The following is a 26,588-nucleotide window of genomic DNA, read 5'->3' as shown; positions in this document are numbered from 1 at the left end:
ATCGGCGCGGGCCGTCCACGCCTCCGAGCCGGTCGGCCGTCTCTTCTGCGGCGTCAGCCTGCCGCGACCTGCTCGCGGATCTGGCGCTTGGCACGCAGCAGGATGCCCGTCATGCCGTTGAGCCGCAGGGGGCTCACCGCGTTGGTCAGCCCGATCATGAAGGGGTAGTCGTCGGGCACGGCGAGCGCCTGCTCGGGGGTCAGCCCGTCGAGCCCCTGCGCCAGGATCGACGCGAAACCGCGCGTGGTCGGGGCCTCGGCGGGGGCCGTCGCGTACAGGTGCACGCCGTCGGCCTCGACCTCGGCGAACGCCCGGACGGGCGACTGGCACTCCTCGACGCGCTCGAGCAGCCCGGGGGCGTTCTGGTAGCGCGCGGGCAGGTCCGGGAGCTCGCGCGAGAACTCGAGGAGGAGCTGGAGGCGGTCGCGCTCGCCGAGCGCGAGGAAGTCGTCGCGGATCTCGGTGAGGACCGGGGGCAGCTCGGTCGCGGCGTCGTCAGTCATGCGTCGATCCTCCCACCCGTGGCGTGCGCGGGCCGTGCCGGACCGCCCAGCGGACGGGCTCGCCGTCGGGCCGGGGGCGGGTGCGGGTGGCCGTCCGGTGAGCCGACCCCGGGCCCGGGGCCCGGGCTCGACGCGCACGGCCCGCTCCCCGTGGATACGTTGAGCCACGAGTGCGCCGACGCACGGCGCGGACGGACGGAGCGTCATGGGAACCCTGTCGAACGACCTGCGCACGCTGAGCCACGAGGCGTACCTCTACCTGTACCCGCTCGTGACCATGGACCTCAGCCGGCGTCAGGCCACGAACCTGGAGGCGGGGGTCCGCCCCGGGTTCGGGCCGCCCAACGTGTTCCACCACCTGCGGGAGTTCCCGCCCGCGGACTTCCGGGCGGTGGTCCGGCCCAACTTCGACACGCTGTACGCGAACCTGTGGCTCGACCTGACCGACGGCCCCGTGCTGCTCCACGTCCCCGACACCGACGACCGCTACTACATGCTGCCCCTGCTGGACATGTGGACCGAGGTGTTCGCGACGATCGGCAAGCGGACCACGGGGACGGGCGCGGGGGACTACCTGATCGTCGGACCGGACTACGAGGGCGACCTCACGGAGTTCTACGACGACCTCCCGGAGGACGCCGCGCTGATCGTCGCGCCCACCCCGCACGTGTGGGTCATCGGGCGCATCCAGACCAACGGCGTCGCGGACTACCCGGCGGTCCACGCGGTGCAGGACGGCCTGTCGGTGCAGGAGCTGGGGGAGCGGCCGCCGTTCGAGATCGACCCGACCGCGGACACCCGCACCGAGCCGCTGCACCTCGTGGACTCCCTCAGCGCGGTGGACTTCTTCACGGACGCGACGAGGCTCCTCGACACGAACCCGCCGCACCTGACCGACTTCTCGGTGCTCGCCCGCATCGGTGCGCTGGGCATCGTCCCGGGCGAGGACTTCGACGCCGGGCAGTTCGACGACGCCGAGATCGCGGAGATCGAGGCCGGGGCGGCGAGCGCCCGCGCGCTGCTGGACACGTCGCGCGCGACGCTCGGGACCGTGGCGAACGGCTGGATGCTCTACCGCGACACCATGGGCGTCTACGGGAACTTCTACCTCAAGCGGGCCGTCGTCACGCTCGTGGGGCTGGGAGCCAACCCGGTCGAGGACGCGATCTACCCGCTCCTCGCGACCGACGCGGCCGGTCAGGCCCTGGACGGGGACCACGACTACGTGCTGCACTTCGACGCCGACCAGCTCCCGCCTGCGGCGGCCTTCTGGTCGGTCACGATGTACGACGCCGAGGGCTACCAGGTGGCGAACGCCCTCGACCGGTTCGCGATCGGGGACCGCGACGACCTGCAGTACAGCGAGGACGGGTCGCTCGACCTGTACCTGCAGCACGAGAGCCCGGGCGCGGACCGCGAGTCGAACTGGCTCCCCGCGCCGCGCGGTCCGCTGGGCGTGACGACGCGGCTCTACGCGCCGCTCCCCGACGCGCTCGACGGTCGCTGGGTCCCGCCGGTCGTGCGCAGGGTCTGAGCCGGCGCACGTCCGCGCCCGCGGCGCCGTGGTGACACGACGGAGGCCCGACGGCGGTGGGCCGGGTACGTGACCCGGCCCACCGCCGTCGGGCCTCCGCGGGAGACGGCGGACGTCAGAGGCGCGCGGGGACCTCGCCCGGCTCGGCTCCCTTGACGATCGGGACGCGGACCGCGTTGCCCCACTCGGTCCACGAGCCGTCGTAGTTGCGGACCTTGTCGAAGCCCAGCAGGTACGTCAGCGCGAACCACGTGTGGCTCGACCGCTCGCCGATGCGGCAGTACGTGATGACGTCGTCGTCGGTCGACAGGCCCAGGCCGCCCTCCTGGTAGATCGCCTCGAGCTCCTCGCGCGACTTGTACGTGCCGTCGGCTGCGACCGCGGTCGCCCACGGGACGTTGCGCGCCGTGGGGATGTGGCCCCCGCGCAGCACGCCCTCCTCGGGGTAGTCCGGGATGTGCAGGCGCTCGCCCGTGAACTCCTGGGGCGAACGGATGTCGACGAGCGGGCCGTTGCCGAGGTGCGCGAGCACGTCCTCCTTGAAGGCGCGGATCGTCTCGTCGTCGCGCTCGACCACCGGGTACTCGACGGGCTCGGGCGTGGGGACGTCGGTCGTGGTCTCGCGGCCCTCGGCGATCCACTTGCCACGACCGCCGTCGAGGAGACGGACGTCCTCGTGGCCGAACAGCGTGAAGACCCACGCCGAGTACGCGGCCCACCAGTTGTTCTTGTCGCCGTACAGGACGACCGTGGTGTCGCGCGAGATGCCCTTGGAGCCCAGGAGCTGGGCGAAGCCCTTGCCGTCGAGGTAGTCGCGCAGGTCGGGGTCGTTGAGGTCGGTGTGCCAGTCGACCTTGACCGCGCCCGGGATGTGACCCGTCTCGTAGAGCAGCACGTCCTCGTCGGACTCGACGACGACCACGTTCTCGTCGTGCAGGTGCTCGGCGAGCCAGTCGGTGGAGACCAGGCGGTCGGGGTGGGCGTAGGCGGCGATCTTCTCGGTCGTGTCGAGGGGAGCGGACATGATGTCCTCCAGGTGCGTGACGGGTGCTGCGGGCGGGACGGCGCGGGCGGGATCGGGCTGAGGCGTGCCGCGCGGTCGGTACCGCTCGGGCACGTTCGTCACTCTAGGAACGCCGTCCACGGACCGGAAGGGCCGTCGCACATGCTGAGACAGTGTTACCCGGCTGGTGCCGCGCAGCGGTAGCGGTGGGGGAGTCAGTCCCGCGAGATCGGCGCCGTCACCGCGCCCGTGAGCGAGACCAGGTCGGCGGGCGACAGGCCCACGTCGAGCCCGCGGCGCCCGCCCGAGACGTAGACCGCGTCGAACGCGAGCGCCGACTCGTCGACCACGGTGCGCAGCCGCTGGCGCTGGCCGAGCGGCGAGATGCCACCCACCACGTACCCGGTCGCGCGCTCGGCCGCGGCCTGCTCGGCCATCGCGGCCTTCTTGCCGCCCGCCGCGTGCGCGAGAGCCTTGAGGTCGAGCTTGCGGTCCACGGGGACGACGCCCACGACGAGCGCCCCGTCGACCGACGTCACCAGGGTCTTGAACACCTGCTCGGCCGGGATGCCGATCGCCGCGGCGGCCTCGAGCCCGTAGCTCAGGTCGGAGGACGGGTCGTGCTCGTAGGGGTGCACGGTGTGCGGCACCCCGGCCTTCTCGAGCGCGACGAGTGCGGGGGTGCCGGCGTGGGGCGACTTCTGCTTCTTGGCCACAGGACGATTGTGCCCCTAGACGTTCACGTCGACGAGCGACCCGATCCCGTACGTGACCGCCATGGCGATCGCGCCCCCCAGGACCGTGCGGATCGTCGCGCGCCGGGTCGGCGCCTGCCCCAGGCGTGCGCTGCCCCAGCCCGTGAGGACCAGCGCCAGGACGACCGCGACGAACGTGACCGGGATGCGCGCGGCCGGGGGCGCGAGCAGGATCGCCGCCATGGGCAGCAGACCGCCGACCGTGAACGACACGATCGAGGCGACCGCTGCCTCCCACGGCGACGTCAGGTCGTCGGGGTCGATGTTCAGCTCGGCGTCCGCATGGGCCGCGAGCGGGTCGTTGGCGGTGAGCTGGACCGCGACCTCGTGCGCGAGCTCGGGCGTGAGCCCCTTGGCGCGGTAGATCCCCGCGAGCTCGGCGAGCTCCTCGTCGGGCATGGTCGCGAGCTCCTGGCGCTCCTTGGCGAGCATGGCCTCCTCGGTGTCGCGCTGCGTGCTCACCGAGACGTACTCGCCCGCGGCCATCGACAGCGCTCCGGCGAGCAGCGCCGCGGCGCCCGCGGTCGCGATGACCGGGATCGACGTGCTGGTCGCGGCGACGCCCACCACGACGCCCGCGGTCGACACGATGCCGTCGTTCGCGCCGAGGACGCCGGCGCGGAGGCGGTTGAGCCGTGCACCGGTCCCTTCGCTCCGGTGCTGCTCGCCCTCGTGCGGAGTCCTCTGCCGTCCCGGTGTGCTCATGTGGCCACCGTAGGACGGGGGAGCGGGCCTGTCGTGGCGAGCCCTGACGGGCCTGTGACCTGCACCTCAGGCCTGCGAGGACCTTCGTCCCTGGCCGATCGGTGCTCGTCCTGAGAGGCTCGAGGTGGCAGAGGTGACCGCCGGCAGGGGATGCGTCAGGGGCGCATCGGAAGCAGGGAGAACGCACATGAGCATCGACGACCCCCGAATCGAACGGATCCTCGCGGCCGCTTCCCGGGCCCCCAGCGTGCACAACACCCAGCCGTGGTCCGTCCACGTGCACGGCACGACGCTCGACGTGCGGGCCGACGACTCGCGCCGTCTGACCCACGCGGACCCGGCAGGACGCGAGATGTTCATCAGCTGCGGAGCGTTCCTCGCGAACCTGCGCGTCGCGGCACGCCGCGAGTCCTTCCGTCCGGTGCTGTCCGTGCTCCCGGACGACGGCGATCCAGCGCTCGTCGCCCGCGTCGACCTGGTCCCCGGTGTCCTGCCCGACGCCGACGAGCTCGACCTCGCGGTCGCGATCGAGCGTCGCGCCACCTCCCGTGTGCCGTTCGAGGACCAGCCGCTCGACGCCGACGTGGTCGACGACCTCGACAAGGCAGCCACGTCCGAGGGGGCGCGGTTCGTGAGCCTCGCGCCGCAGGCCCCCGAGCGGACCGTCCTGCTGGACCTCGTCCGGCGGGCCGAGGAGGAGGCCGGGCGGGACCACTCGGGCCGGGTCGAGGAGGCCCGCTGGGTCACGAACGACCCCGACCGCCCCGACGGGATCCCGGTCGCCGCGCTCGGACCTCGCAGCGAGGACGCCCTGGCGCCCGTGCGCCACTTCGGCGGCGACTCCACGAGCGACCGGGCCGCGTTCGAGCACCGTTCGACGCTCGCGGTCCTCACGACCCCGGGCGACTCCGTGCGCGACTGGCTCGCGGCCGGCCAGGCCCTCGAGCGGGTCCTGCTGACCGCGACGACCTACTTCGTGCACGCCTCGTTCGCGACGACCGTCCTCGAGAACCCGACCACGCGGGCCGAGCTCACCACGGCGCTCGACGCGGGCGTCCCGCAGATGGTCATGCGGCTGGGCTACAGCGCGACGTCTCCCCGGACGCCCCGCCGCCCGGCCGACGACGTCGTCCGGTAGGCAGCGTCAGATCGTCCCGACCGCCACGACGCTCAGCACCACGGCCCCGGCCTCGTCGCTCGCCGCGAGGTCGACGACGGCGCTGATCGCCCAGTCGTGGTCGCCGGCCGGGTCGTCGAGCACCTGGCGGACGAACCACGTGCCCGGCTCGACGCGCTCGCCGTCGGGCCGCACGCCGTTCTCGAAGATCTGCACGAGGGCCGACGAGCGCGCCGCGGCGTCCACGCCGATCGCGTCGTTGCCGTGCAGCTCGAACATCGGGTCGAGGGCGTCGGCCCACGCGTCGCCGTCCCAGCCGCTCGCCTTGTCGAGCGCCTCGAGCGCGTCGTAGTTCTCGCGCGCCGCGAGCTCGACCCGACGGAACAGGGCGTTGCGGACCAGGACGCGGAACGAGCGCGGGTTGCCCGTGACGGGACGGACCGGGGCCTCGGCGCCCGTGCCGGACAGCGGGCCGTCGCCGACCTCGTCGTCCGCGTCGTCGTCGACGGGGTTGGCCAGGCGCTCCCACTCGTCGAGCAGCGACGAGTCGGTACCGCGCACCAGCTCGCCCAGCCACTCGGTGATGTCCTGGACCTCCTCGGTGCGGTGCTCCTCGGAGATCGTCTGGCGCATCGAACGGTACGCGTCGGCGAGGTAGCGCAGCACCACACCCTCGGTGCGGTCCAGGCCGTACACCGAGACGAACTCGGCGAACGTCATGGCCCGCTCGACCATGTCGCGCACGACCGACTTGGGCGAGAGCTCGGCGTCGGAGACCCACGGGTTCGAGTGCTTGTACGTCACGAACGCGGGCTCGAGCAGGTCCGCGAGGGGCTTGGGCCACGTGATGGTCTCGAGCAGCGCCATGCGCTCCTCGTACTCGTACCCCTCGGCCTTCATGGCCGCCACGGCCTCGCCGCGGGCCCGGTGCTGCTGCGCGACGAGCACCTGGCGCGGGTCGGACAGCGTAGCCTCCAGGACCGAGACGACGTCGAGCGCGTGCGTGGGCGACTCGACGTCGAGCAGGTCGAGCGCCGCGAGCGCGAAGGGCGACAACGGCTGGTTGAGCGCGAACTCGCGCGGCAGGTCGACCGTGAGGCGCACGGTGGGGCGCTGCCCGCTCGGGTACGTCGGGTCGGGCACGCGCACGCGCTCGACGATGCCCGCGACGCGCAGCGAGCGGTAGATGCGGAACACCTGGCGCACGTGGCGCTCGCGCTGGGCGTCGGTGTCGTGGTTCGCGGTGAGCAGGTGCTTCATGGCGCGCACCGGGTCCTCGCCCTTGTCACCGCGCGCGAGCACGTTGAGCACCATGGCGTGGTTGACCGTGAAGTGGCTGGTCAGGGCCTCGGGGTCGGCGTCGCGCAGGCGCTCGAACGTCGCGTCGGTCCAGTTGACCGCACCGGCGGGAGCCTTCTTGCGGACGATCTTCTTGAGCTTCTTGGGGTCGTCCCCGGCCTTGGCGAGCAGCTTGCGGTTCTCGATCACGTGCTCGGGGGCCATGACGAGGACCTCGCCGAGCGTGTCGTAGCCCGCCCGGCCCGCGCGGCCCGCGATCTGGTGGAACTCGCGCGCCGTGAGGTGGCGCATGCGCTCGCCGTCGAACTTCACGAGGCTCGTCATGAGGACCGTGCGGATGGGGACGTTGATGCCCACGCCCAGGGTGTCGGTGCCGCACACGACCTTGAGCAGCCCCGCCTGGGTCAGGCGCTCGACCACGCGCCGGTACTTGGGCAGCATGCCCGCGTGGTGCACGCCCACGCCGTGCCGCAGGAACTTGCTGAGCGTCCTGCCGAACCCCGAGGTGAAGCGGAAGTCGCCCAGCTCGGCCGCGATCGCGTCCTTCTCGGAGCGGCTCGCGACGTTGATGCTCAGCAGGGCCTGGGCGCGGTCGACCGCGTCCTTCTGCGTGAAGTGCACGACGTACACGGGAGCACGGTGCGTCGTGACGAGCTCCTCGATCACCTCGCCCAGCGGCTCGACGACGTAGGCGAACGTGAGCGGCACGGGGCGCTCGGCGCTCGTGACCTCGGCGACGGGACGTCCCGTGCGGGACTCGAGGTCCTCGGTGAACGTCGAGGTGTCGCCCAGCGTCGCGGACATCAGCACGAACTGCGCCTGCGGCAGCTCGAGCAGCGGGACCTGCCACGCCCAGCCGCGCTGCGGGTCCGCGTAGTAGTGGAACTCGTCCATGACGACCTGCGCGACGTCCGCGTCGGCACCGTCGCGCAGCGCGATGTTCGCGAGGATCTCCGCGGTGCAGCAGATGATGGGCGCGGTCGGGTTGACCGACGAGTCGCCCGTCATCATGCCCACGTTCGCGGACCCGAACACCGCGACGAGCGCGAAGAACTTCTCGCTCACGAGCGCCTTGAGCGGGGCCGTGTAGTAGCTGCGGCCGGGGACTCCTGCGCGGTGCGCGGCGAGGGCCGCGTAGTGCGCGCCGACCGCCACGAGCGACTTCCCCGAGCCCGTGGGCGTGGCCAGGATGACGTGCGCGCCCGAGAAGATCTCGATGACGGCCTCGTCCTGGTGCGCGTAGAGGTCGATCCCCGTCTCGGTGGCCCACTCGGTGAACCCTTCGTAGAGGGCGTCAGGGTCCGGGGTGCCCGAGCCGTCCGGTGCCGGCAGGTGACGAACCAGGCCGGGCTCGGGACGGGTGGTGGGGGTCGTGGTGCTCATCGTGGCCATTGTCGCAGAGGCGTTGTCCCCCGGGGGTTCCCGGGCCTCGGGAGCCCTCGCCGCGCGCGTCTGCGGCTGCCCGTGGAAGTCTGTGCGGATGGTGACCGACCGGCGCGCGGACGCGCCCCGCTTCCACCCCGAGACCGCGGCGCAGTGGCGTGCGTGGCTCGCCGAGCACCACGACGACGAGGTGCCCGGCGTCTGGGTCGTGCAGTGGCGGCGGGCGAGCGGCCGCGCCCCGATCGACTACGACGAGCTCATCGAGGAGGCGTTGAGCTTCGGGTGGATCGACGGGACCGTCCAGACGATCGACGACGAGCGCTCCATGATGTGGCTCACACGGCGGCGGCCGGGCAGCCGGTGGACGCGGCTGAGCAAGGAACGGGTCGCGCGCGCCGAGGCGGACGGCAGGATGACCGACGCGGGTCGCGCGGTGATCGACGCGGCCCGCGCCGACGGCTCGTGGACGAGGTACGACGACGCCGAGGCGCTCGTCGTCCCCGACGACCTGGCCTCGGCGTTCGCCGCCGCACCGCCCGCTCGTGAGCACTGGGACGCCTTCCCGCCGGGCGTGCGCCGGCTGATCCTGGGGTGGGTCGCGGACGCCAAGCGGGCCCCGACGCGCGCGGCCCGGATCGCCGAGACGGCCGAGAAGGCGCAGCGCGGGGAGCGCGCGCACTCCCAGCCCCGCTGAGGGGCCGCCGCGACACGAGGCGCCGTGGGAGGTTAGCGTCCTCCGGACGGCTGCACCGCCGTCGGGCTGGAGGAATGAAGCATGGACGTCTTGCAAGAGGCGCTGATCGACCCGTTGAGCAACGCCCTGTACTCGTACGTCCTGATCTACGTCCTCATCGGCGCGGGGATCTGGTTCACGGTCCGCACGCGCGCCGTCCAGGTGCGGCTGTTCGGGCTCATGTTCCGGCTCGTGGGCGGCTCGACCGGCTCGGCCGAGGGCGGCATCTCGTCGTTCCAGGCGTTCTGCGTGGGGCTCGCGTCCCGGGTGGGGACGGGCAACATCGCGGGCGTCGCGATCGCGCTGACGCTCGGCGGCCCGGGGGCCATCTTCTGGATGTGGTGCGTCGCGCTCCTCGGCATGGCCACGGCGTTCGTCGAGGCGACGCTGGGGCAGATCTTCAAGGTCCGCGCGGACGACGGTTCCTACCGCGGCGGCCCCGCGTACTACATCCAGCGCGGCCTGGGCTCGCGGCGGTGGGGAATCGTGTTCGCGATCCTGCTGATCTTCGCGTTCGGGTTCGCGTTCAACATGGTCCAGGCCAACACGATCAGCGAGGCGCTCGACAACGGCCACGCGGTCTCGCCCGGCTGGACCGCGGTGCTCCTCATGGTGCTCGCGGCCCCCGTGCTGTTCGGCGGGGTCAAGCGCGTCGCGAAGGTCGCAGGGATCGTGCTGCCGATCATGGCGGGCGTCTACGTCCTGCTCGCGGCGACCATCATCCTCATGAACCTCGGCGCCGTGCCGGGCGTGGTCCGGCAGATCGTCGAGGGCGCGTTCGGGCTCGACCAGGCCGTCGCCGGCACCGCGGGCGGCATCCTCGCGGCGCTGCTCAACGGGGTCAAGCGCGGACTGTTCTCGAACGAGGCGGGCATGGGCAGCGCCCCGAACGCGGCCGCGACCGCGACGGTCTCGCACCCCGCCAAGCAGGGGCTCATCCAGTCGCTCGGGGTGTTCGTCGACACGATCGTGGTGTGCTCGGCGACCGCGTTCATCATCCTCATGGCCGGGCCCGAGGTCTTCGACCCGGGGACCACGACCGACGCCGCGGGGGCCTCGCTCACGCAGGCGGCCGTCGCGGCCCAGCTCGGGACGTGGACCGTGTGGCCCATGACCATCCTGGTGTTCGTCTTCGCGTTCTCCTCGGTGCTCGGCAACTACTCGTACGCCGAGGTCAACCTGACGTTCCTCGGCATCCGCGCCAAGGCGCTCACGGCGCTGCGCACGCTCGTGCTCGCCGCGATCGGCATCGGGTCCCTCATCGAGCTCGAGGCCGTGTGGGCCGTGGCGGACGTCGCGATGGCGCTCATGGCGCTCGTGAACCTCGTCGCGATCACGCTGCTGGGGCGCTGGGCGTTCGGGGCGCTCAAGGACTACGAGAGACTGCGCAGGGCCGGGGGTGGTGACCGGTTCGTCGGGACCGGGAACCCCGACCTGCCCGGGGACGTCCCGGGCGACGTGTGGGCGCCGGTCCAGCAGGGCTCGAAGGCGTAAGACCGGGCCGCGGCGCCGAGCAGGGGAGACGTCAGCCCAGGTCCCAGAGCAGGCGGTAGTAGGCGATGCGTTCCTTGTCGGGCTCGATGCCGTAGGACTCGTACACGATCCCGTCGTAGCCGGGCCCGTAGTTCCACTCGGTGCTCCACGCCGCGACCGCGAGGTCTGCCCAGCGGTCCGCCACCCCGAGCGACCCGAGGTCGACGTGCGCCGCGAACGTGCCGTCGGCGGCCAGCAGGGTGTTGGGTGCGCACGCGTCGCCGTGGCACACCACGAGCCGGTCCACGGGGGGCGTCAGGTCGAGGAGCGGACGCGCCTCGGCGACAGAGAGCTGCGCGTGCTCGGGGAACCAGTCGGACGGGCCCTCGCCGTCGGCGATCCGCTCGTCGGCGCGCGCGATGCGCTGCTCGACGCTCCACGTGCGGCGCCGAACGCTCCGCCGATCATCACGAGACCGATCGAGGCCCAGCGCAGGTAGCTGGGCCTGCTCGTGGCGGCCATCAGCGCGTCACCCAGGGCAGCGGCGACTCGACGCCGGGGGCCCGCGCGGGGACGACGACCACGGGGCGGTTCTGCCGGTGCGCGAGGTGGACCGCGATCGAGCGGTTGAAGAACTCCTGGACACCGCCGCCGAACCCGCGCTCGTGCGTCCCGACCACGATCATCGCGGCGTCGACCGTCTCGGCGAGGTGGCCCAGGGCGTCGGCCGTGTCCCCGACGAGGAGCCGCGTGCTCCACCGCACCCCGCTCGGGTCGAGCACCGCGGCGAGGCGCGCCGCGAGCGCGGGGTCGAACTCGTCCTCGCGCTCGTCGTGGTAGTCCGGGTCGATCGGGGCGGACGTCACCGTCCCGGCCGAGTCCTCCGCGACCGCGAAGCGGCCCGCGTTCACGTGCGCGCAGATCAGCTCGGCGCCGAACTGGGTCGCGAAGCGGGCCGCGTCGTGGACGATGTGGTCCGGCTGGCCGGGGGCCACGCCCAGGACGACGGGTTGCGGGTCGAGCCCTCTGTTCTCTCCCATGCTTCGAGGGTAGGACGCAACCCGGGGCCGTGCCCGGCGGTCCGGGTCGGGCCCGGTCAGGCCATGCCCGGTCAGGCCAGGCCAGGCCAGGCCCGGTCAGGCCAGGCGAGGTCCGGTCAGGCCAGGCCAGGCGAGGTCCGGTCAGGTCAGAACGGGGCGACCTTGCGTGCCGGCGGGAAGATCTCGTCCAGGGCGGCGAGGTCTGCGGCCGTCGGGACCCAGGCCCCGGCCGCGGCGTTCTGGGTGACCTGCTCGGGCCGGGTGGCGCCCGCGATGACGCTCGACACCTGCGGCTGGGCGAGCAGCCACCCGAACGCGACCTCGACCTCGGTCACCCCGCGCTCGCGCGCGAACGTGTGGAGCGCCTTGAGCGCGTGCCAGGGCGCGGACTCGAGCAGGTGCGGCTTGGAGTGGACCAGGCGGCCGTCGTCGGGCCCCGTGCCGTCCGCGTACTTGCCCGTCAGCAGGCCGTTCGCGAGCGGGAAGAACGGCAGCACGCCCAGCCCGTAGGCCTTCGCCGCGGGCAGGACCTCGAGTTCGGCCTCGCGGTCGATCAGGTTGTACTGGTTCTGCGCCGACACGAAGCGGACAGTGCCGCTCAGGCGCGCCTGGTACTCGGCGTCGGCGATCTGCCACCCCGCACGGTTCGAGTGCCCCACGTAGCGGACCTTGCCCGCGCGGACCAGGTCGTCGAGCGCGGACAGCGTCTCCTCGACCGGGGTGCGCTTGTCCGGGGTGTGGAACTGGTAGAGGTCGATCCAGTCGGTCCCGAGGCGCCGCAGCGACGCCTCGACCGCCTTGACGACGTAGCGGCGCGAGCCGCGCGCCCGGAAGTCCTCGCCGTTCGCGCCGTGCATGGGCATGCCGAACTTCGTGGCCACCACGACGTCGTCGCGGCGTGAGCCCAGCGCCTTGCCCAGCAGCTCCTCGCTCAGACCGGGCTGCGCACCGTAGACGTCCGCGACGTCGAAGAACGTGATGCCCGCGTCGAGCGCGGCGTCGATCAGGGCGCGGGAACCGTCGAGGGACTCGGTCGCGGTGCGCGGGCGCCCCAGGTTGTTGCAGCCCAGGCCGATCGCGGACACCGCGAGGCCGGACGAACCCAGGCGACGGACCTCTGGGCGGACGGGGGCGGAGGGTGAAGACGTCGTCATGCGCCCGACTGTACGTCCCCGCCCGGGGTGGGCTGCGCCGTCGGGGCGGCGTCTCGCCTCGCGGGCGACGCGCCGTCCGGCGCCGCGACGCCCGAGGAGACCGACGCCGCACGCCCTGCGACCCAGCCCACGAACCGTTCGAGCGGGCCGCGCCCGAGACACCACCGCCACACGGTCGCGAACACCAGGCTCGCCACGACGAGCAGCAGCAGCTCCCCGTTGCCCGTGCCCGTCATGAGCGGGTCCTCCCAGGCCCAGATCGCGACGATCTGCAGGCAGTAGACGGTCAGCGCCATGGACCCCACGGCCGCGAGCGGGGCCAGCACCCGCAGGACGGGGCGCCGGGCTCCGAGCAGCAGGCACAGGCCCAGGACGGCGAGCGCGAAACCACCCGAGCCCAGCACCTCGAGCGTCGTGTCGGTGTGCGGGCCCGCGAGCCACAGGTAGTCCGACGTCGGCAGCGGGGCCGTCCACGGCAACGTCTCGAGCTGGTAGAGGCCCGACGCGTCCATGGCCCGCTCCTGGATCAGCGCGGCCCGACCGGACCCGGCGAGGACCTGGGTCAGCGTCGTGCCCGTGAACAGCGCGGAGAGCAGGTACGCGCCCAGGGCCAGCCCCGCGCCGAGCCCGACGAGCCGCTCCTGGAGCCGTCGGGACGTCAGGTCGAGCCGCCCCACCCCGAGCCCCACGAGCACGTACGCCATCCACACGAGCGCCGGGTAGTGCCCCGTGAGCAGGAAGTCCGTGAGCGCCCCCGAACCGTCGAAGGGGATCGAGAGCTCGGCCCGCAGCAGGATCTCGGGCAACCAGTGCACGAGGACCGGCCCCACGACCGCGACCACGAGCGCCAGCCCGAACAGCCGCCGCGGCGCCCACCGCAGGAACGGCAGCGCGAGCACGAAGTACGCCGCGTAGAAGCCCAGGATCAGCGCGACCGGGGTGCCGAGCAGGTCCAGCAGACCCGCGAGCGCGAGCAGCAGCACGGCCCGCACCAGGATGCGCGTGCGCGCCTGGAGCGCCGGGACACCCGACAGGGGGGTGCGCCGGCCCGAGACGAGCGCGAGCGAGACGCCAGCGATCACCGCGAACAGGATCGACGAGCGACCGTGGACCAGCGAGAGCCAGCCGTCGCCCGTCGAGAAGTCGTCCGACGTCACGCCCACGTGCGCCGCGAACATGCCCAGGATCGCGAGCCCCCGGGCCAGGTCGACGCCGGGCACGCGGTCTCCCGCGGGCAGCAGGAGGGCGGCATGGCGCCGCCAGAACCCGCCCGACGACGTCGCGGGGGCAGGGCGGGCAGGGGCGGCCGGGGCGGTGGTCACGCAGGTGATTGTCCCGGGTGATCGCCGCAGGCACGGCACGCCGCGCGCGAGGCGCGACGAACCGCACCCCGACCCTTTGCCGCCCATGATGTGAGAACGGGGCTGTGGGAAGGGTGGAAGCGTTCTACCGTGCAAGCATGACCCACACCCCCACGCCGGACCAGGACGTCACCGCCGACGCCACGCCCGACGCCCATGCGCCCGACGCCCCCACCGGGGCCCTGGGCAGCACGCCCAGCATGGAGTCCGAGTCGTACACCCACGGCCACCACGAGTCCGTCCTGCGCTCGCACCGCTGGCGCACCGCGGAGAACTCCGCAGGCTTCCTCCTGCCGCACCTTCGCAGCGACCACCAGGTCCTCGACGTCGGCTGCGGGCCCGCGACCCTCACGGTCGACCTGGCCCGCCACGTGCCGGGAGGCACCGTGATCGGCGTCGACGCCTCGGCCGCAGTCCTCGAGAGCGCGCGCGAGCTCGCCGCCGGCTCCGGGCTGAGCAACGTCTCGTTCCAGCAGGCCAACGCCTACGAGCTGCCCTTCGCCGACGACACGTTCGACGTCGTGTTCGCGCACCAGCTCCTCCAGCACCTGTCCGACCCGCTGGCCGCGCTGCGCGAGATGAAGCGCGTCGCCAAGCCCGGCGGCATCGTCGCGGTGCGCGACGCCGACTACGCCGCCATGACCTGGTACCCCGAGTCCGCGGGCCTCACCGAGTGGAACGAGCTCTACCACGAGGTCACGCACGCCTACGGCTACCAGGCCGACGCGGGCCGACGCCTCCTCGCCTGGGTCCAGGAGGCAGGCTTCGACCCCGCCCAGATCGTGCCGTCGGCAGGGGTCTGGTGCTACTCGACCCCCGCCGACCGCGCCTGGTGGGGCGGGCTGTGGGCCGAGCGCTGCATCGCGTCCAACTTCGCCGTCCAGGCCAAGGAGTCGGCGCTCGCGGACGACGTCGCGCTCGAACAGCTCGCGCAGGAGTGGCTGCGCTGGGCCGAGGAGCCCGCCGGATGGTTCGCCGTCCTCAACGGCGAGGTGCTCGCCCGGGCCTAGCGCCGCCGTCGGGCACCCGTGGTGCAACCGGTCACGCACCGGACGGCACGGCTCGTGAGGAGGCCGCGGACCCCAGCCCGGGGGCCGCGGCCTCTCGCGTCGGTAGGCTGGGTCCGTGCGCATCGCCAGATTCACCACCGGAGAAGACCCCCGCTACGCCCTCGTGCAGGAGGAGGCGGGCAAGACCTACCTCGCCGTCCTCAACGGCGACCCCCTCTACATGCCCGTCCTGCCGACGGGTGAGCGGATCGAGCTCGGGGACGGCGTGCGCCTCCTCGCGCCCGTCATCCCGCGCTCCAAGGTCGTCGGGGTCGGCCGCAACTACGCGGCCCACGCGGCCGAGCTGGGCAACGACGTCCCGACGACGCCGCTCATCTTCTTCAAGCCCAACACCTCGGTCGTGGGCCCGGACGACCCCATCGTGCTGCCCGACTTCACCGAGGAGGCCAGCTACGAGGCCGAGCTCGCGGTCGTGATCGGCCGCATCGCCAAGGACGTGCGCCCCGAGGACGCGGCGTCCTACATCCTCGGGTACACCGTGGCCAACGACGTGACCGCGCGCGACGCGCAGCGCACCGACGGCCAGTGGGCTCGCGCGAAGGGCTTCGACTCGGCGTGCCCGCTGGGTCCGTGGATCGACACCGACCTCGACGTCGAGGACCTCGCGGTGACCTCGCGCGTCAACGGCGAGACCCGCCAGGACGGTCGTACGCGCGACCTGATCTTCGACATCCCCTACCTCGTGTCGTACATCTCCGAGGCGTTCACCCTCCTGCCCGGCGACGTCATCCTCACGGGGACGCCCGCGGGCGTGGGCCGCATCGACGCGGGCGACCGTGTCGAGTGCGAGGTCGAGGGCCTGGGCGTGCTCGCGAACCCGGTCGTCCGCCGCTGACCTCGCTCGAGCCGTCGTGGGGGGAGCCGGCGCCGCCGTTCCTGGCGGGACGTGGCCCACGGCTCCACCCCCGCGGTCGGGGCTCCTCAGACGGCTCGGGCCGCCTCCAGGAGGCGGTCCTCGCACCAGCGCTGTGCGTGCTCGAAGGACGTGAACTCGTGGTCCACGCCCGCGAGCAGGCGACGCTCGAACGGGTCCACCACGACCACGTGCACCCCTTGGCCCTGCAGCCGGGACACGAGACCGCGCAGGAGCTGGGCCCCGAGCGTGACCACTCGCGACGTGCGGTGCAGGTCGAGGATCAGCCATCGCTCGCCGCTCGGCAACGGTGACGGCAGGTCGTCGACCGAGCGCAGGATCGTCTCCGCGGCCGCGAACTCGACCGTGCCCTGGACCGCGCGCACCGAGATCGCCGACCCCACCTCCCGCAGCCGCAGGATCTGGGCGGGCGTCCGGTGCGCGAGGTGGCGCAGGCGGTCGGCGCGCGTCGAGCGGTAGAGCGTGGGCACGTCGCGGTCGGGGCGGTGCATGAGGTGCAGGTCGAACTGCCGCGAGATCTCCTGCGCGGCCGCGACCGAGCGCACGCTGTTGCCGCGCGCGTCGAGCGGCGGGCTGAACAGACCCAGGCCGAACTGGCCCACGCCCACCGAGACGAGCCCGCCCGAGACGCCGCTCTTCGCGGGCAGCCCGGCTCGCAGGAGCCACTCGCCCGCGTAGTCGTACATGCCGCTCGTCGCCATGACCGAGAGCACCCACTCCGTCACGACCTCGTCGACCACGTGCTCGCCCGTGACCGGGTTGACGCCCCCGTTGGCGAGCGTCGCGGACATGACCGCGAGGTCGCGGGCCGTGACCAGGACCGAGCACTGGCGGAAGTACGTGTCGAGCGTGGCCTCGACGTCCGAGGCCAGTGCGCCCGTGCTGTGCATGAGGTAGGCGATCGCACGGTTGCGGTCTCCCGTCTCCGACTCGCTGACGTACACGCGGCCGTCGACCTCGAGCGGGTGCCCGGCGAACGCGCCGAGGACGTGCAGGATGCGGGCGAACCGCTCCTCCTCGGTGGCACCGTGCACGAGCGACGTCGTGACGATCGCCCCCGCGTTGACCATGGGGTTCGGTGGGCGTCCCGTGACCGGGTCGAGGCGGATCGAGCTGAAGCCCTCGCCGCTGGGCTCGGCGCCGACGTGCGCGAGCACCTCGGCCAGCCCCCGGTCCATGAGCGCCAGGGCGAACACGAAGGGCTTCGACAGGGACTGGATCGTGAACGGGACGTCGGCGTCGCCTGCGGTGTAGATGCTGCCCGTGACGCCCGCGAGGGCCACGCCGAACAGCGCGCGGTCGGCCGTGGCGAGCTCGGGGATGTACGTCGCGACCGTGCCCTCGTCGAGGTCGCGGAACGCCTCGTGCACCGCCGCGAGCGCGTCCGCGATGAGGTCGCTCGCGCCCGTGCTGCCCGGGTGGGCGGGGCGCCCCGGGGCGCCGGGGTCGCGCGGGGCTGCGGACGGGGACTGCGGAGAACCTGCCATGTACGCGATTGTGCGCCCCGCGCGCTCCCCGTGCCCGGTGGGCCGTGGGCCCGCGCACGGCCCGCCCGACCGAGCGGCGATAGGCTGTCGGACGTGATCCCTGCACCTGGTTCCTCGCCCGTCCGCGTCCGCTTCTGCCCCTCGCCCACCGGCACGCCGCACGTCGGCCTCATCCGCACGGCGCTGTTCAACTGGGCCTACGCCCGGCACGTCGGCGGCACGTTCGTCTTCCGCATCGAGGACACGGACGCCGCGCGCGACTCCGAGGAGAGCTACCAGCAGCTCCTCGAGGCGCTGCGCTGGCTCGGCATGGACTGGGACGAGGGCGTCGAGGTCGGCGGCCCGCACGAGCCCTACCGCCAGTCGCAGCGCGGTGACCTCTACCAGGACGTCATCCGCCGCCTCGTCGAGGGCGGGTACGCGTACGAGTCGTTCTCGACGCCCGAGGAGATCGAGGCGCGCAACGTCGCGGCCGGTCGCCCCAAGGCCATGGGCTACGACGGGTTCGACCGCACCCTGACGGACGAGCAGAAGGCCGCGTTCCGCGCCGAGGGCCGCGAGCCCGTGCTGCGCATGCGCATGCCCGACACCGACGTGTCGTTCACGGACCTGGTGCGCGGCGAGATCTCGTTCGGTGCGGGCTCGGTCCCGGACTACGTGATCGTGCGCGGCAACGGCCAGCCCCTGTACACGCTGGTCAACCCGGTCGACGACGCGCTCATGGGCATCACGCACGTGCTGCGCGGCGAGGACCTGCTGTCCTCGACGCCGCGCCAGGTCGTGCTGTACCGCGCGCTGCTCGAGCTGGGCGTCGCGCAGGTCATGCCCGAGTTCGGCCACCTGCCGTACGTCATGGGCGAGGGCAACAAGAAGCTGTCCAAGCGCGACCCCGAGTCCAACCTGTTCCTGCACAAGGAGCGCGGCTTCACGCCCGAGGGCCTGCTGAACTACCTCGCGCTGCTGGGCTGGAGCATCTCTGCGGACAACGACATCTTCACGGTCGAGGAGATGGTCGCGGCGTTCGACGTCGCCGACGTCAACCCGAACCCGGCCCGTTTCGACCTGAAGAAGGCCGAGGCGATCAACGCGACGCACCTGCGCATGCTGGCCCCCGAGGACTTCCGCGACCGCCTGGTCCCGTACCTGCACCAGGGTGGGTTCGTCCCGGCGGACTCGTTCGCGGACCTCTCGGCCGAGCACCAGGCGCTCGTCACGGCGGGAGCCCCGCTCGTGCAGGAGCGCATGGTCCTGCTCGGTGAGGCCAAGGGCATGCTGGGCTTCCTGTTCGTGGCCGACGACGCCGTGCCCGTCGAGGACGAGGCGCGCGCCGCGCTGCGCGAGGAGGCCCCGGCCGTGCTCGACGCCGCGATCCGTGTGCTCGACGCCCTCGACGACTTCTCGACCGACCCGATCCAGGAGGCCCTCAAGGCCGTCCTGGTCGAGGAGATGGGCATCAAGCCGCGCTTCGCGTTCACGCCGCTGCGCGTGGCCGTGACGGGCCGTCGCGTGTCGCCGCCGCTGTTCGAGTCGATGGAGATCCTCGGCAAGGAGTCGACCCTGGCACGCCTGCGCGCGCTGCGCGCGTCGCTGTGAGCGCCCCTGAGCCCACGCTGCCCGCACTGCCCGACGGCGTCGCTCCCCTCGCGGGGGACGTGGCACCCGGTGCGGTCGACGGTGTCGACGGGGTCCTGTTCGACGTCGACGACACGCTCGTCGACACCCGCGGCGCCTTCGCGCTCGCGATCGACGCGGTGTGCGCGGTGCACCTGCCGCACCTGCCGGTCGAGCGGTACGGCGAGGTCCTCGCGCTCTGGCGCAGCGACCCGCACGGCTGGTACCGGGCGTACACGCGCGGCGAGCTGACGTTCGACGGTCAGCGCATGCTGCGCGCGAACGAGCTGCAGGAGACGTTCGGCGGCGCGGTCCTCGACGAGGACGGGTACGCGGCGTGGAAGACGGTCTTCTGGGGCACGTTCGAGGAGAGCTGGCGCGCGCACGACGACGCCGCTCCCGTCCTGAAGCGGCTCGCCGCCGCAGGGGTCAAGGTGGGCGCCCTGTCGAACGCGGCCGTCGCGCTCCAGACGGACAAGCTGTCACGGTCGGGGCTGTCCGAGGTGCCGATGCTCGTGGGCGTCGACACCCTGGGGTTCGGCAAGCCGGACCCGCGGGTCTTCGTCGAGGCGTGCGCGCGCCTGGGTACCGACCCCGCCCGCACGGTCTACGTGGGCGACGAGCTCGACGTCGACGCCCGAGCGGCTGCCGCCGCAGGCCTGACGGGCGTGTGGATCGACCGGCCGGGGACCCGGCGCGGCGGCCCGGCCGAGGAGGACCCGGACGCGGCTCGCGCCGCGGGGGTGCACGTCGTGGCGACGCTCGACGAGGTCGGCGACCTGGTGCTCGCCGTCCGCTGACCGGTCGCAGGCCCGTGCCGACGTAGAGGGTTCTGGTCGAGGTAGAGGGCAACAGCCCTCTACCTCGACCAGAACCCTCTATCTCGTGGTGACCGGTGACCGGTGGCCTGCCGTCGCGACCGCCGCGATGCGGCTGGCCGCCGCCGAGAGCTCGGTGCCGTCCTTCCAGACCATGCGCAGCCGCCGCGAGAGGTCGAGGCCGGGCACCTGGATCTCGGCGAGCGTGCCGCGAGCCAGGTCGTCGGCCACCGTCAGCCGGGACAGCACCGCGACGGCCCCGCCGTACTGCACGGCCGTCTTGAGCGACGCGGTCGAGCCCAGGTAGGGCAGGTGCTCGGGGAGCCGGGTGCCTGCCGCCACCAGGGCCTTCTCGAGCGTCTCGCGCGTGCCTGAGCCGCGCTCGCGCACGACCAGGCCGCCGCCCAGCAGCTCGTCGACCGTCGCCGTGCGTCGCCTCCGGGACGCCCACGGGTGCGTCGGTGCGACGACGACGAGCAGCTCGTCGCGCGCGAGGGTGCGGCTGCGCAGGCCCCGCTGCAGGGTCGAGCTCTCGATGAAACCGAGGTCGGCCTGGTCCGCGAGCACGAGCTCCATGACGTTGCGCGAGTTGCGCACGAGCAGCTCGACGTCGGGGGCGAGGGCGTCGGCGGCGGCCGGGCCGCCCGCCGTGCCCGGCCATCCTGGTGGAGCCGCCGCGCCCGGCGCGGTTCCCGCCACCGTCGACGCTGCCGCCGATGTCGCTGCCGATGTCGATGCCGATGCCGATGCCGCCAGCGTCGCGAGCCACCGAGGAGCGAGGTACTCGGCGATCGTGAGGCTCGCCGCGAGCCGGATGCGGGCCGAGGGGGCCTCGCGCAGCGCTGCGGCCGAGGTCTCGAACCGGTCCGAGGCCTCGACGACCTCGCGGGCCCAGGTGGCGGCCGCGCGCCCGGTCTCGGTCAGGCGGGCGCCGCGCGTCGAGCGGGTCACGAGCTCGAGGTCCAGGTGCCTCTCGAGGCGCCGCATGCCGGCCGAGGCGCTGGGTTGCGAGACCCCCAGCGCACGGGCGGCGGCACTGATGGACCCGTGACGGTCGGTCGCGACGAGCAGCTCGAGCAGCGCGAGCGACGTGCGCTCGCGACGTGGGGGAGCAGGGCTCGCGGGCGTCCGCCTCTCGGGCTCGGTCATAGCCTCATCCTATGGCTCGGTCGTGAAGTGGGCCTTCTGGCGCGAGGCCGGTCGCGCGACAGTGGAAGCATGACCCCCACGAACGACCCCGCAGCCCACATCCCGGGCGCGACACGGACGCCGGACCGACCCGCCCCGAGCACGGGCCCCACGTCGTGGCTCCACCGCGCGGCCCCCGGGCTCGTGCTCTGTGCCCTCGCGACCGTCCTGGCCTACCTGCTCGCGCAGGTGGTCCCGCTCTCACCGCTCGTGCTCTCGCTCCTGGTGGGCGCCGTCGTCGGCTCGGTGCTCGGGAGCCTGCGGCGCGCGGGCGGGGCGAGCGACGCCGTCGGGCGGCGGCCAGGGGCTGCGCGGTGGGCCACCGCTCTCACGTCCCGCACCCAGGACGGCACGCGGTGGACCGCGACGCGCGTCCTGCGGGCCGGGGTCGTGCTGCTCGGGCTCCAGCTCTCGCTGCCCGAGGTCCTCGCGCTCGGGTGGCGAGGGCTCGCGGTCGTCGGGATCACCGTCGCCGTGACCTTCAGTGCGACGCTCGCCCTGGGGCGCGTCCTGCGCGTCCCACGCGTCACGTCGCTGCTCGTCGCGACCGGGTTCTCGATCTGCGGCGCGGCCGCGATCTCGGCCATGCAGGGCGTGGTCGGGGGCGGCGACGACGACGAGTCGCGCCGCGAGGCCGACGACGCCGTCGCGACCGCGCTGGCCCTCGTGACGATCTTCGGGTCGCTCGCGATCTTCGTGCTGCCGTGGCTCGCCGGTCTGCTGGGCCTCGCTGACGACCGCGCCGGGCTGTGGATCGGGGCGAGCGTCCAGGAGGTCGCGCAGGTCGTGACCGCGGGCGGCGCCGTCTCTGCCGCCGCGCTCGCGACCGCGACCGTGAGCAAGCTGGCCCGTGTCGTCCTGCTCGCGCCGCTCGTGGCGGGCGCCGGGGTGCTGACGGCGCGGCGCGCGCGGGTCGCGCGCCCCGCGGACGTCGAGACCGCCGCGGGGGCCACCGGGGCATCGGCCGCCCGCCGGACGCCGCCCGTGCCGCTCTTCGTCGTCGGGTTCCTCGTGGCCGTGCTGGTGCGGAGCACGGGGATCCTGCCCGCGTCGGTCGTCGAGGTCACGACCATGGTGACCACGCTGCTGTTCACCGCCGCGATGTTCGCGATGGGGCTCGGCGTCGATGCCGCACACCTGGTCCGCACGGGGCGTCGCGCCCTCGTGCTCGGCACCGCGTCGGCCGCGGTCGTGACCGGGACCTCGCTCGTCGCCGTGCTGCTGCTGACCTGAGGCGAGCGGAGCGGAGCCGAGCCGACCAGACCCGAGCCGACCCGGACTCGACGGCTACCGCACCGTCGCGTCCCAGCGCCACCGGGTCCGCCGCGGCAGGCCCGGCAGGTCGCAGCGACCCGTTGCCCACACGAGGGCGTCGTCGGCGGGGAGGTCGAGCGCGGCCGCCGGCAGGTCGGGGAAGAGGCGCGCGAGCACCCGGGCGCTGAGTCCCTGCGGCAGCGTCGGGACCGTGCCCGTGAGCCCCAGGAAGACGTCCCGGCCGTGCACGAGGATCTCCACGACCCCCATGGCCGCGAACCCCGCCGGGTCCGAGAGCCCGTACGGGTGGTACGCGCGGGCCGTGGGCGGTCTGGCCGACACCTGGGCGGCGAGCAGCTCGCCGCCCGCGACGATGACCTCGGCCAGACCCGCGGGCCCCGCCTCGCGCTTGACGTGCGCGATCTCGTCCTCACCCTTGGGGCCCGTCAGCGGCAGGTAGTCGAGCAGCGGGAGGCCCGCGACCTGGAGCGCGTAGGCCAGGAGGTCGTCGACGACGTGCTCGGCGGTCGCCCAGCACGACCACCGCACGGGGCCCGCCTGCGCGTCGAAGGCCGCGTCAGGGTGCCGTGCGACGCCGTCGGCGAGCCAGCGGGACGCGGTCCGCACGTCGTCGGGAGTGACGGGCCCCGGAGTCAGCGTGGTCGCGACGTCCTCCGGCTGGGCGCTCATGCGTCGACCGAGCCGTCGTCGGTGCCGCGGACGCGGTCGGCACGCCAGCACTCGGCGCGGTACGGGAGGTCGATCTCGGACCGGCCGGCGAGGGCCGGGTGCGTGGCCACGAGCTCGTCGACGTCGTCGAGCAGCTCGTCGCGCTCGTCCGCCGGCAGGGTCAGGAGATGGCTGCGTGTGGACGCGAGCGTCCGCAACGCCCCGGCCGGCAGGCGGTCCAGCCACGAGAAGGTCTCGTGCTCGAGCGGGGCGAAGGATCCGCCTGCGACGTCGGTCCCGACGACCTCGACGCTCCGACGGACAGGCTCGAGCGTGTCGCCCCGATGGATGATCTCCGTGAAGCGCTCGACCCAGTCGACCGTGTCGTCACGGACGTTCCACACGATGCCCAGGCGTCCACCCGGGCGCAGGACGCGCGCGATCTCGGGGACCGCCGCCGCGAGGTCGAACCAGTGCCACGCCTGGGCGACCAGGACCGCGTCGACGCTCCCGTCCTCGAGCGGGATGCGCTCGGCCGTCCCCGGCAGGACGTGGGCGCCTGGGACGGCGTCCTGCAGCTCGGCGCGCATGCCCTCGGAGGGCTCGACGGCGGTCACGTGGAGCCCGCGCGCCACGAGGCGTTCGGTGAGCTTGCCGGTACCCGCCGCGAGGTCGAGGACGTGCCGGGCGCCCGCAGGGAGCAGCCAGTCGATCGCCGCGTCCGGGTAGGACGGCCGGACGGCGCGGTACTCGCCCGCTCCGGCGCCGAACGAGGACGCGCGCTGGGCGTGCGAGGCGTGCGGGGAGTCGGGGGTCGAGGTGTCGTCGGTGCTCACGTCCTCGACGGTGCCACGTCCGGGCGGCGAGGTCCACAGGGTGCTCACGATGCGTCGTCGGGCGGGTGCGTGCCCAGCGGTGACGGGACGGGCCCCGCATCCGGGGCGTGGGGGACCGGGGCCTGGGGACAGGTTCGTGCACGACCGGGTCGTACGCCGCCCGGCCGTGCGCCGGGCACCTCGGTCCCCCCGATCCGGAGGGGCGATTTGGTGGGGCCGGAAGTGTCCGGTAATGTTTTCTCTCGGTGAGGCGCTCACCCGCGGCCCGGGAACGGGACGAGGGCGCGGCGCTGATACCTCCTTGGGGTATGGTGTAATTGGCAACACAACGGTTTCTGGTACCGTCATTCTAGGTTCGAGTCCTGGTACCCCAGCGCAGAGCATGCAGCGCATCGAGTCGGTCAAACCGACACGAAACGTGCAGTAGAGTTCTCAACGGCACGGCGCCCCTCGGGGTGACGAGCTTAGGCCCCCATCGTCTAGCGGCCTAGGACGCCGCCCTCTCACGGCGGTAACACGGGTTCAAATCCCGTTGGGGGTACGTACGAGGCCTGGCCATCGTCAGATGACCGGGCCTCGATGACGCTCACTCACTCCTCGGAGTGGGGGAGCGGTCCTGGCCCCCATCGTCTAGCGGCCTAGGACGCCGCCCTCTCACGGCGGTAACACGGGTTCAAATCCCGTTGGGGGTACCAACGCAGAGCTCGATCATCGGAAGATGATCGAGCTTTCGTCGTCTCTGGAGCGGGTGCTCACGTGCTGGTGCTCACGGCAGGGACGTACGTGCCGGCGCGCACGGTCCGGGAGCCGGTCGACCGCTCGCCGGGCACCGGCAAGATGCTAGGTTCCTGCGATGCTCATCGACGAGACGTGCAGGGTGTGCGGCTGGTACGACCCGGCCGCCCCCGAGGAATACTGGCACGGGGGAATCCCTCTCTACGCCATCTGCGACTGCTGCGGGTCCGAGAGCGGCGTGGAGGACGTCTCCTGGCGCACCGCCCTGCGCGCCCGCAAGGCCTGGGTCGACGCGGGCGCACGCTGGTCCGCCCCCGAGGCGCGCCCGGCGGACTGGGACCTCGTGGCGCAGCTCCAGCGCGTCAGGTCCCGCCGTGACCCGGACGCGGGCTGAGGCGGGCGCCCCGGCTGGACGTCAGGCCCGTCGTGCCGACCCCTCCTCGTCGAGGAGCCAGTCGAGCACGTCGCCGGCCGACCAGGCGCCGTCGTGCCGCTCCGCGAGGCGCGCCGCACCCGCGACGTCCGCCCCGAGCGTGACCAGCGGCAGCTCGACGTACCCGTCCGCGCGCGTCTGCCCGAGCCCGACGTCGGCCGCGAGCGAGTTGCACAAGCACTGTCGGCCGTCCGTGTCGGCCGCCTGACCGCCCTTGCGCTCGAACATGTGGGCCGGCTCGGCGGGGCAACGATAGGTGACCTTGCCGTCGTCCTTCTCGACCGGGGTGCGGAGGTAGCCCAGGTCGCACAGCCGCGGACGCGCCGCCGCGACGCCCGCGTCCGAGAGCGTCCCCGGAAGCTGGGCGACCTTGAACGGGAAGCCGGTCGGCGAGGTCAGCGCCTCGGTGCGCACGTCGAGCGTCCCGGCCCGCAGCCGCGCGAGCACGTCCTCGCGCACGGACGCCTCGAGCCCCGAGTCGGTCGAGAGGGCGAAGAGCGTCCCGACCTGGATCCCTGTCGCCCCGGCCTCGCGCGCGGCCGCCAACGCCTCCGGGGTGCCCTGGGCCCCCGCCAGCCAGAACGGCAACCCGATCGCCGCGACCTTCGTCAGGTCGGCCTGGTCGCGGGGACCGAACACCGGCTGCCCGACGTCGTCGAGGGTCAGGCGCCCGCGAGGAGGGGCGTTGTGCCCACCTGCGGGTGGTCCTTCGACCACGAACCCGTCGGGCCGGGTCCGGTCCTCGCGCACCAGGTGCTCGGCCAGGGCGTGCGCCGAGACGACGGCGAGGAACGTCGGTCGGGCCACGGGTGGCGGCGTCCGGCCGAGGAGCGTGTCGGGGTCGAGGTCGACCGTGTGCCGACCGCCACCGACGACCGTGACGGGGAACTGCACGGCTTCGTGCCCCGCGAGCTGGTCCAGGAGGTGGGGGATGTCGCGCGGGATGCCCGCGCCCGTCACGACGTAGTCGGCCCCGGCGAGCATCGAGCCGTAGGCGGCCGCGGGGGCCGCCATCTGGATCTTCTCGAGGAAGTTGATCCCCACCGGCCCGTCGTGCCCCTCCTTGGCGAGCCACACCTCGACGAAGCTGCCCAGGATCATGAGCTCCTGCGCCAGACGGGTCTGTCGCAGGGCGAGCCGCGGGACGGGCGTGTAGGGCTGACCCTCGCCGCGTCCTTCGGGACGGAAGTAGCGCGAGAGCACCCGCTGGGCGAAGCGGGGCACGGGGAAGGCGTCGAGCGCCCTGCGCACGGCACCGTCGCGGTCGCCGTTCTGCAGCCTGCGTGCGAGGACCAGGTCCAGCGCGGTGCCGGAGACCAGGCCGAGCTGACCGGTGCGCGCGACGGCCGAGGCGAGGCGCCAGGAAGAGACCGCCATGCCCATCCCGCCCTGGATGACACGAGGCAGGGGCGGGAAGGACGAGGGGACGGGCAGGGACAGCGTGGTCACAGGTGGACCCTTCTCAGGCCTGGTGGCGGGTGGTTACTGCACCGTAGGTTGGCGAGCGCACCCGCGAACAGGGTCGAAGGACCCGAACGTGGTGGAGGCGTCGT

At 73.2% G+C, this 26,588-nt stretch carries 24 protein-coding genes and 3 tRNA genes; 13 read left to right on the top strand and 14 right to left on the bottom strand.

The window, feature by feature from the left end; all coding sequences use genetic code 11:
- Nucleotides 1-53 precede the first annotated feature (53 nt).
- Complete coding sequence (locus JOD49_RS05020) at nt 54-503, bottom strand: SufE family protein (protein WP_205306225.1); 450 nt, start codon at nt 501-503, stop codon at nt 54-56.
- Nucleotides 504-708: 205 nt separating this feature from the next.
- Here JOD49_RS05020 and JOD49_RS05015 point away from each other — a divergent pair, with 205 nt between their 5' ends.
- A complete protein-coding gene (locus JOD49_RS05015; protein WP_205306224.1) occupies nt 709-2,037 on the top strand; it encodes a DUF1254 domain-containing protein in 1,329 nt (442 codons plus the stop codon).
- 115 nt (nt 2,038-2,152) lie between these two features.
- Here the strand turns inward: JOD49_RS05015 and JOD49_RS05010 are convergent, their stop codons facing one another.
- The 3 genes from JOD49_RS05010 to JOD49_RS05000 form a co-directional block, all read right to left on the bottom strand.
- Nucleotides 2,153-3,061 (bottom strand): sulfurtransferase, encoded by a 909-nt coding sequence (locus JOD49_RS05010; RefSeq protein ID WP_205308818.1) that lies wholly within the window; start codon nt 3,059-3,061, stop codon nt 2,153-2,155.
- Nucleotides 3,062-3,255: 194 nt separating this feature from the next.
- Nucleotides 3,256-3,756, bottom strand: coding sequence for a Cys-tRNA(Pro) deacylase (gene ybaK / locus JOD49_RS05005; protein ID WP_205306223.1), 501 nt, complete (start codon nt 3,754-3,756; stop codon nt 3,256-3,258).
- A gap of 15 nt (nt 3,757-3,771) precedes the next feature.
- Nucleotides 3,772-4,500 (bottom strand): VIT1/CCC1 transporter family protein, encoded by a 729-nt coding sequence (locus tag JOD49_RS05000; RefSeq protein ID WP_205306222.1) that lies wholly within the window; start codon nt 4,498-4,500, stop codon nt 3,772-3,774.
- A gap of 187 nt (nt 4,501-4,687) precedes the next feature.
- Between JOD49_RS05000 and JOD49_RS04995 the strand changes: the two genes are divergently transcribed.
- A complete protein-coding gene (locus JOD49_RS04995) occupies nt 4,688-5,638 on the top strand; it encodes an Acg family FMN-binding oxidoreductase (RefSeq protein ID WP_205306221.1) in 951 nt (316 codons plus the stop codon).
- Nucleotides 5,639-5,644: 6 nt separating this feature from the next.
- Here the strand turns inward: JOD49_RS04995 and JOD49_RS04990 are convergent, their stop codons facing one another.
- Nucleotides 5,645-8,299, bottom strand: coding sequence for a DEAD/DEAH box helicase (locus JOD49_RS04990; protein WP_205306220.1), 2,655 nt, complete (start codon nt 8,297-8,299; stop codon nt 5,645-5,647).
- 97 nt (nt 8,300-8,396) lie between these two features.
- On the opposite strand from JOD49_RS04990, the gene JOD49_RS04985 reads away from it, so the two are divergent.
- Both JOD49_RS04985 and JOD49_RS04980 read left to right on the top strand, forming a co-directional pair.
- Nucleotides 8,397-8,993: a YdeI/OmpD-associated family protein gene (locus JOD49_RS04985; RefSeq protein ID WP_205306219.1), complete on the top strand. Its 597-nt coding sequence runs from the start codon at nt 8,397-8,399 to the stop codon at nt 8,991-8,993.
- A gap of 81 nt (nt 8,994-9,074) precedes the next feature.
- The gene (locus JOD49_RS04980) at nt 9,075-10,526 is read left to right on the top strand and encodes an alanine/glycine:cation symporter family protein (RefSeq protein ID WP_205306218.1); all 1,452 of its coding nucleotides are present in this window, start codon (nt 9,075-9,077) and stop codon (nt 10,524-10,526) included.
- A gap of 31 nt (nt 10,527-10,557) precedes the next feature.
- Here the strand turns inward: JOD49_RS04980 and JOD49_RS04975 are convergent, their stop codons facing one another.
- From JOD49_RS04975 to JOD49_RS04960, 4 genes are all read right to left on the bottom strand, one after another.
- Nucleotides 10,558-10,926, bottom strand: coding sequence for a phosphotransferase (locus JOD49_RS04975; protein WP_372441352.1), 369 nt, complete (start codon nt 10,924-10,926; stop codon nt 10,558-10,560).
- 100 nt (nt 10,927-11,026) lie between these two features.
- Nucleotides 11,027-11,545 carry a universal stress protein gene (locus JOD49_RS04970; RefSeq protein ID WP_205306217.1) on the bottom strand — a complete coding sequence of 173 codons (519 nt, stop codon included), beginning with the start codon at nt 11,543-11,545 and terminating at the stop codon, nt 11,027-11,029.
- 146 nt (nt 11,546-11,691) lie between these two features.
- Nucleotides 11,692-12,699 carry an aldo/keto reductase gene (locus JOD49_RS04965; protein ID WP_205306216.1) on the bottom strand — a complete coding sequence of 336 codons (1,008 nt, stop codon included), beginning with the start codon at nt 12,697-12,699 and terminating at the stop codon, nt 11,692-11,694.
- On the bottom strand, nt 12,696-14,021 hold the full coding sequence (locus JOD49_RS04960; protein ID WP_307822396.1) for a heparan-alpha-glucosaminide N-acetyltransferase domain-containing protein: 1,326 nt from the start codon (nt 14,019-14,021) through the stop codon (nt 12,696-12,698). Before JOD49_RS04960 ends, JOD49_RS04965 begins: the two co-directional genes overlap by 4 nt.
- 239 nt (nt 14,022-14,260) lie before the next feature.
- Between JOD49_RS04960 and JOD49_RS04955 the strand changes: the two genes are divergently transcribed.
- Both JOD49_RS04955 and JOD49_RS04950 read left to right on the top strand, forming a co-directional pair.
- On the top strand, nt 14,261-15,070 hold the full coding sequence (locus JOD49_RS04955) for a methyltransferase domain-containing protein (RefSeq protein WP_225228420.1): 810 nt from the start codon (nt 14,261-14,263) through the stop codon (nt 15,068-15,070).
- A gap of 115 nt (nt 15,071-15,185) precedes the next feature.
- Entirely contained in the window at nt 15,186-15,965 is a 780-nt protein-coding gene (locus tag JOD49_RS04950) for a fumarylacetoacetate hydrolase family protein (RefSeq protein ID WP_205306214.1), read from the top strand.
- Nucleotides 15,966-16,051: 86 nt separating this feature from the next.
- Here JOD49_RS04950 and glsA read toward each other — a convergent pair whose 3' ends face one another.
- Nucleotides 16,052-17,491 (bottom strand): glutaminase A, encoded by a 1,440-nt coding sequence (gene glsA, locus JOD49_RS04945; protein ID WP_205306213.1) that lies wholly within the window; start codon nt 17,489-17,491, stop codon nt 16,052-16,054.
- 93 nt (nt 17,492-17,584) lie between these two features.
- Here glsA and gltX point away from each other — a divergent pair, with 93 nt between their 5' ends.
- Together gltX and JOD49_RS04935 are read left to right on the top strand one after the other, a co-directional pair.
- Nucleotides 17,585-19,084, top strand: a complete 1,500-nt coding sequence (gene gltX / locus JOD49_RS04940; protein ID WP_205306212.1) for a glutamate--tRNA ligase — start codon at nt 17,585-17,587, stop codon at nt 19,082-19,084.
- On the top strand, nt 19,081-19,902 hold the full coding sequence (locus tag JOD49_RS04935) for an HAD family hydrolase (protein ID WP_307822395.1): 822 nt from the start codon (nt 19,081-19,083) through the stop codon (nt 19,900-19,902). The genes gltX and JOD49_RS04935 overlap by 4 nt, the downstream gene beginning before the upstream one ends.
- A 78-nt stretch (nt 19,903-19,980) precedes the next feature.
- On the opposite strand, the gene JOD49_RS04930 is transcribed toward JOD49_RS04935, so the two are convergent.
- Nucleotides 19,981-21,069 (bottom strand): LysR family transcriptional regulator, encoded by a 1,089-nt coding sequence (locus JOD49_RS04930; protein WP_205306211.1) that lies wholly within the window; start codon nt 21,067-21,069, stop codon nt 19,981-19,983.
- 69 nt (nt 21,070-21,138) lie between these two features.
- Between JOD49_RS04930 and JOD49_RS04925 the strand changes: the two genes are divergently transcribed.
- A complete protein-coding gene (locus JOD49_RS04925) occupies nt 21,139-22,341 on the top strand; it encodes a YeiH family protein (protein WP_205306210.1) in 1,203 nt (400 codons plus the stop codon).
- Between the two features lie 54 nt (nt 22,342-22,395).
- On the opposite strand, the gene JOD49_RS04920 is transcribed toward JOD49_RS04925, so the two are convergent.
- Nucleotides 22,396-23,052 (bottom strand): hypothetical protein, encoded by a 657-nt coding sequence (locus tag JOD49_RS04920; protein WP_205306209.1) that lies wholly within the window; start codon nt 23,050-23,052, stop codon nt 22,396-22,398.
- Nucleotides 23,049-23,915 (bottom strand): class I SAM-dependent methyltransferase, encoded by an 867-nt coding sequence (locus JOD49_RS04915; protein WP_307822394.1) that lies wholly within the window; start codon nt 23,913-23,915, stop codon nt 23,049-23,051. Before JOD49_RS04915 ends, JOD49_RS04920 begins: the two co-directional genes overlap by 4 nt.
- A 254-nt stretch (nt 23,916-24,169) precedes the next feature.
- Here JOD49_RS04915 and JOD49_RS04910 point away from each other — a divergent pair.
- The 4 genes from JOD49_RS04910 (at nt 24,170) to JOD49_RS04895 (ending at nt 24,996) form a co-directional block, all read left to right on the top strand.
- Nucleotides 24,170-24,241: transfer RNA gene (locus JOD49_RS04910), tRNA-Gln, on the top strand.
- Nucleotides 24,242-24,335: 94 nt separating this feature from the next.
- A tRNA-Glu gene (locus JOD49_RS04905) sits at nt 24,336-24,408 on the top strand.
- 78 nt (nt 24,409-24,486) lie between these two features.
- Nucleotides 24,487-24,562: transfer RNA gene (locus JOD49_RS04900), tRNA-Glu, on the top strand.
- A gap of 158 nt (nt 24,563-24,720) precedes the next feature.
- Complete coding sequence (locus JOD49_RS04895; RefSeq protein WP_205306208.1) at nt 24,721-24,996, top strand: hypothetical protein; 276 nt, start codon at nt 24,721-24,723, stop codon at nt 24,994-24,996.
- A 21-nt stretch (nt 24,997-25,017) separates the two neighbouring features.
- Here JOD49_RS04895 and JOD49_RS04890 read toward each other — a convergent pair whose 3' ends face one another.
- The gene (locus JOD49_RS04890; protein WP_307822393.1) at nt 25,018-26,484 is read right to left on the bottom strand and encodes a beta/alpha barrel domain-containing protein; all 1,467 of its coding nucleotides are present in this window, start codon (nt 26,482-26,484) and stop codon (nt 25,018-25,020) included.
- Nucleotides 26,485-26,588 lie beyond the last annotated feature (104 nt).

This window comes from Oerskovia jenensis, from assembly GCF_016907235.1.
Lineage (GTDB): Bacteria > Actinomycetota > Actinomycetes > Actinomycetales > Cellulomonadaceae > Oerskovia > Oerskovia jenensis.
Note: the sequence above shows the minus strand (reverse complement) of the source record. Positions and strands in the feature narration are given on the sequence as shown.

Coding starts and splice junctions, on each gene's coding strand:
- JOD49_RS05020 (WP_205306225.1), bottom strand. CDS start 503: ATGACTGACGACGCCGCGACCGAGCTGCCCCCGGTCCTCACCGAGATC.
- JOD49_RS05015 (WP_205306224.1), top strand. CDS start 709: ATGGGAACCCTGTCGAACGACCTGCGCACGCTGAGCCACGAGGCGTAC.
- JOD49_RS05010 (WP_205308818.1), bottom strand. CDS start 3,061: ATGTCCGCTCCCCTCGACACGACCGAGAAGATCGCCGCCTACGCCCAC.
- JOD49_RS05000 (WP_205306222.1), bottom strand. CDS start 4,500: ATGAGCACACCGGGACGGCAGAGGACTCCGCACGAGGGCGAGCAGCAC.
- JOD49_RS04995 (WP_205306221.1), top strand. CDS start 4,688: ATGAGCATCGACGACCCCCGAATCGAACGGATCCTCGCGGCCGCTTCC.
- JOD49_RS04990 (WP_205306220.1), bottom strand. CDS start 8,299: ATGAGCACCACGACCCCCACCACCCGTCCCGAGCCCGGCCTGGTTCGT.
- JOD49_RS04985 (WP_205306219.1), top strand. CDS start 8,397: ATGGTGACCGACCGGCGCGCGGACGCGCCCCGCTTCCACCCCGAGACC.
- JOD49_RS04980 (WP_205306218.1), top strand. CDS start 9,075: ATGGACGTCTTGCAAGAGGCGCTGATCGACCCGTTGAGCAACGCCCTG.
- JOD49_RS04970 (WP_205306217.1), bottom strand. CDS start 11,545: ATGGGAGAGAACAGAGGGCTCGACCCGCAACCCGTCGTCCTGGGCGTG.
- JOD49_RS04965 (WP_205306216.1), bottom strand. CDS start 12,699: ATGACGACGTCTTCACCCTCCGCCCCCGTCCGCCCAGAGGTCCGTCGC.
- JOD49_RS04955 (WP_225228420.1), top strand. CDS start 14,261: ATGGAGTCCGAGTCGTACACCCACGGCCACCACGAGTCCGTCCTGCGC.
- glsA (WP_205306213.1), bottom strand. CDS start 17,491: ATGGCAGGTTCTCCGCAGTCCCCGTCCGCAGCCCCGCGCGACCCCGGC.
- JOD49_RS04930 (WP_205306211.1), bottom strand. CDS start 21,069: ATGACCGAGCCCGAGAGGCGGACGCCCGCGAGCCCTGCTCCCCCACGT.
- JOD49_RS04925 (WP_205306210.1), top strand. CDS start 21,139: ATGACCCCCACGAACGACCCCGCAGCCCACATCCCGGGCGCGACACGG.
- JOD49_RS04920 (WP_205306209.1), bottom strand. CDS start 23,052: ATGAGCGCCCAGCCGGAGGACGTCGCGACCACGCTGACTCCGGGGCCC.
- JOD49_RS04895 (WP_205306208.1), top strand. CDS start 24,721: ATGCTCATCGACGAGACGTGCAGGGTGTGCGGCTGGTACGACCCGGCC.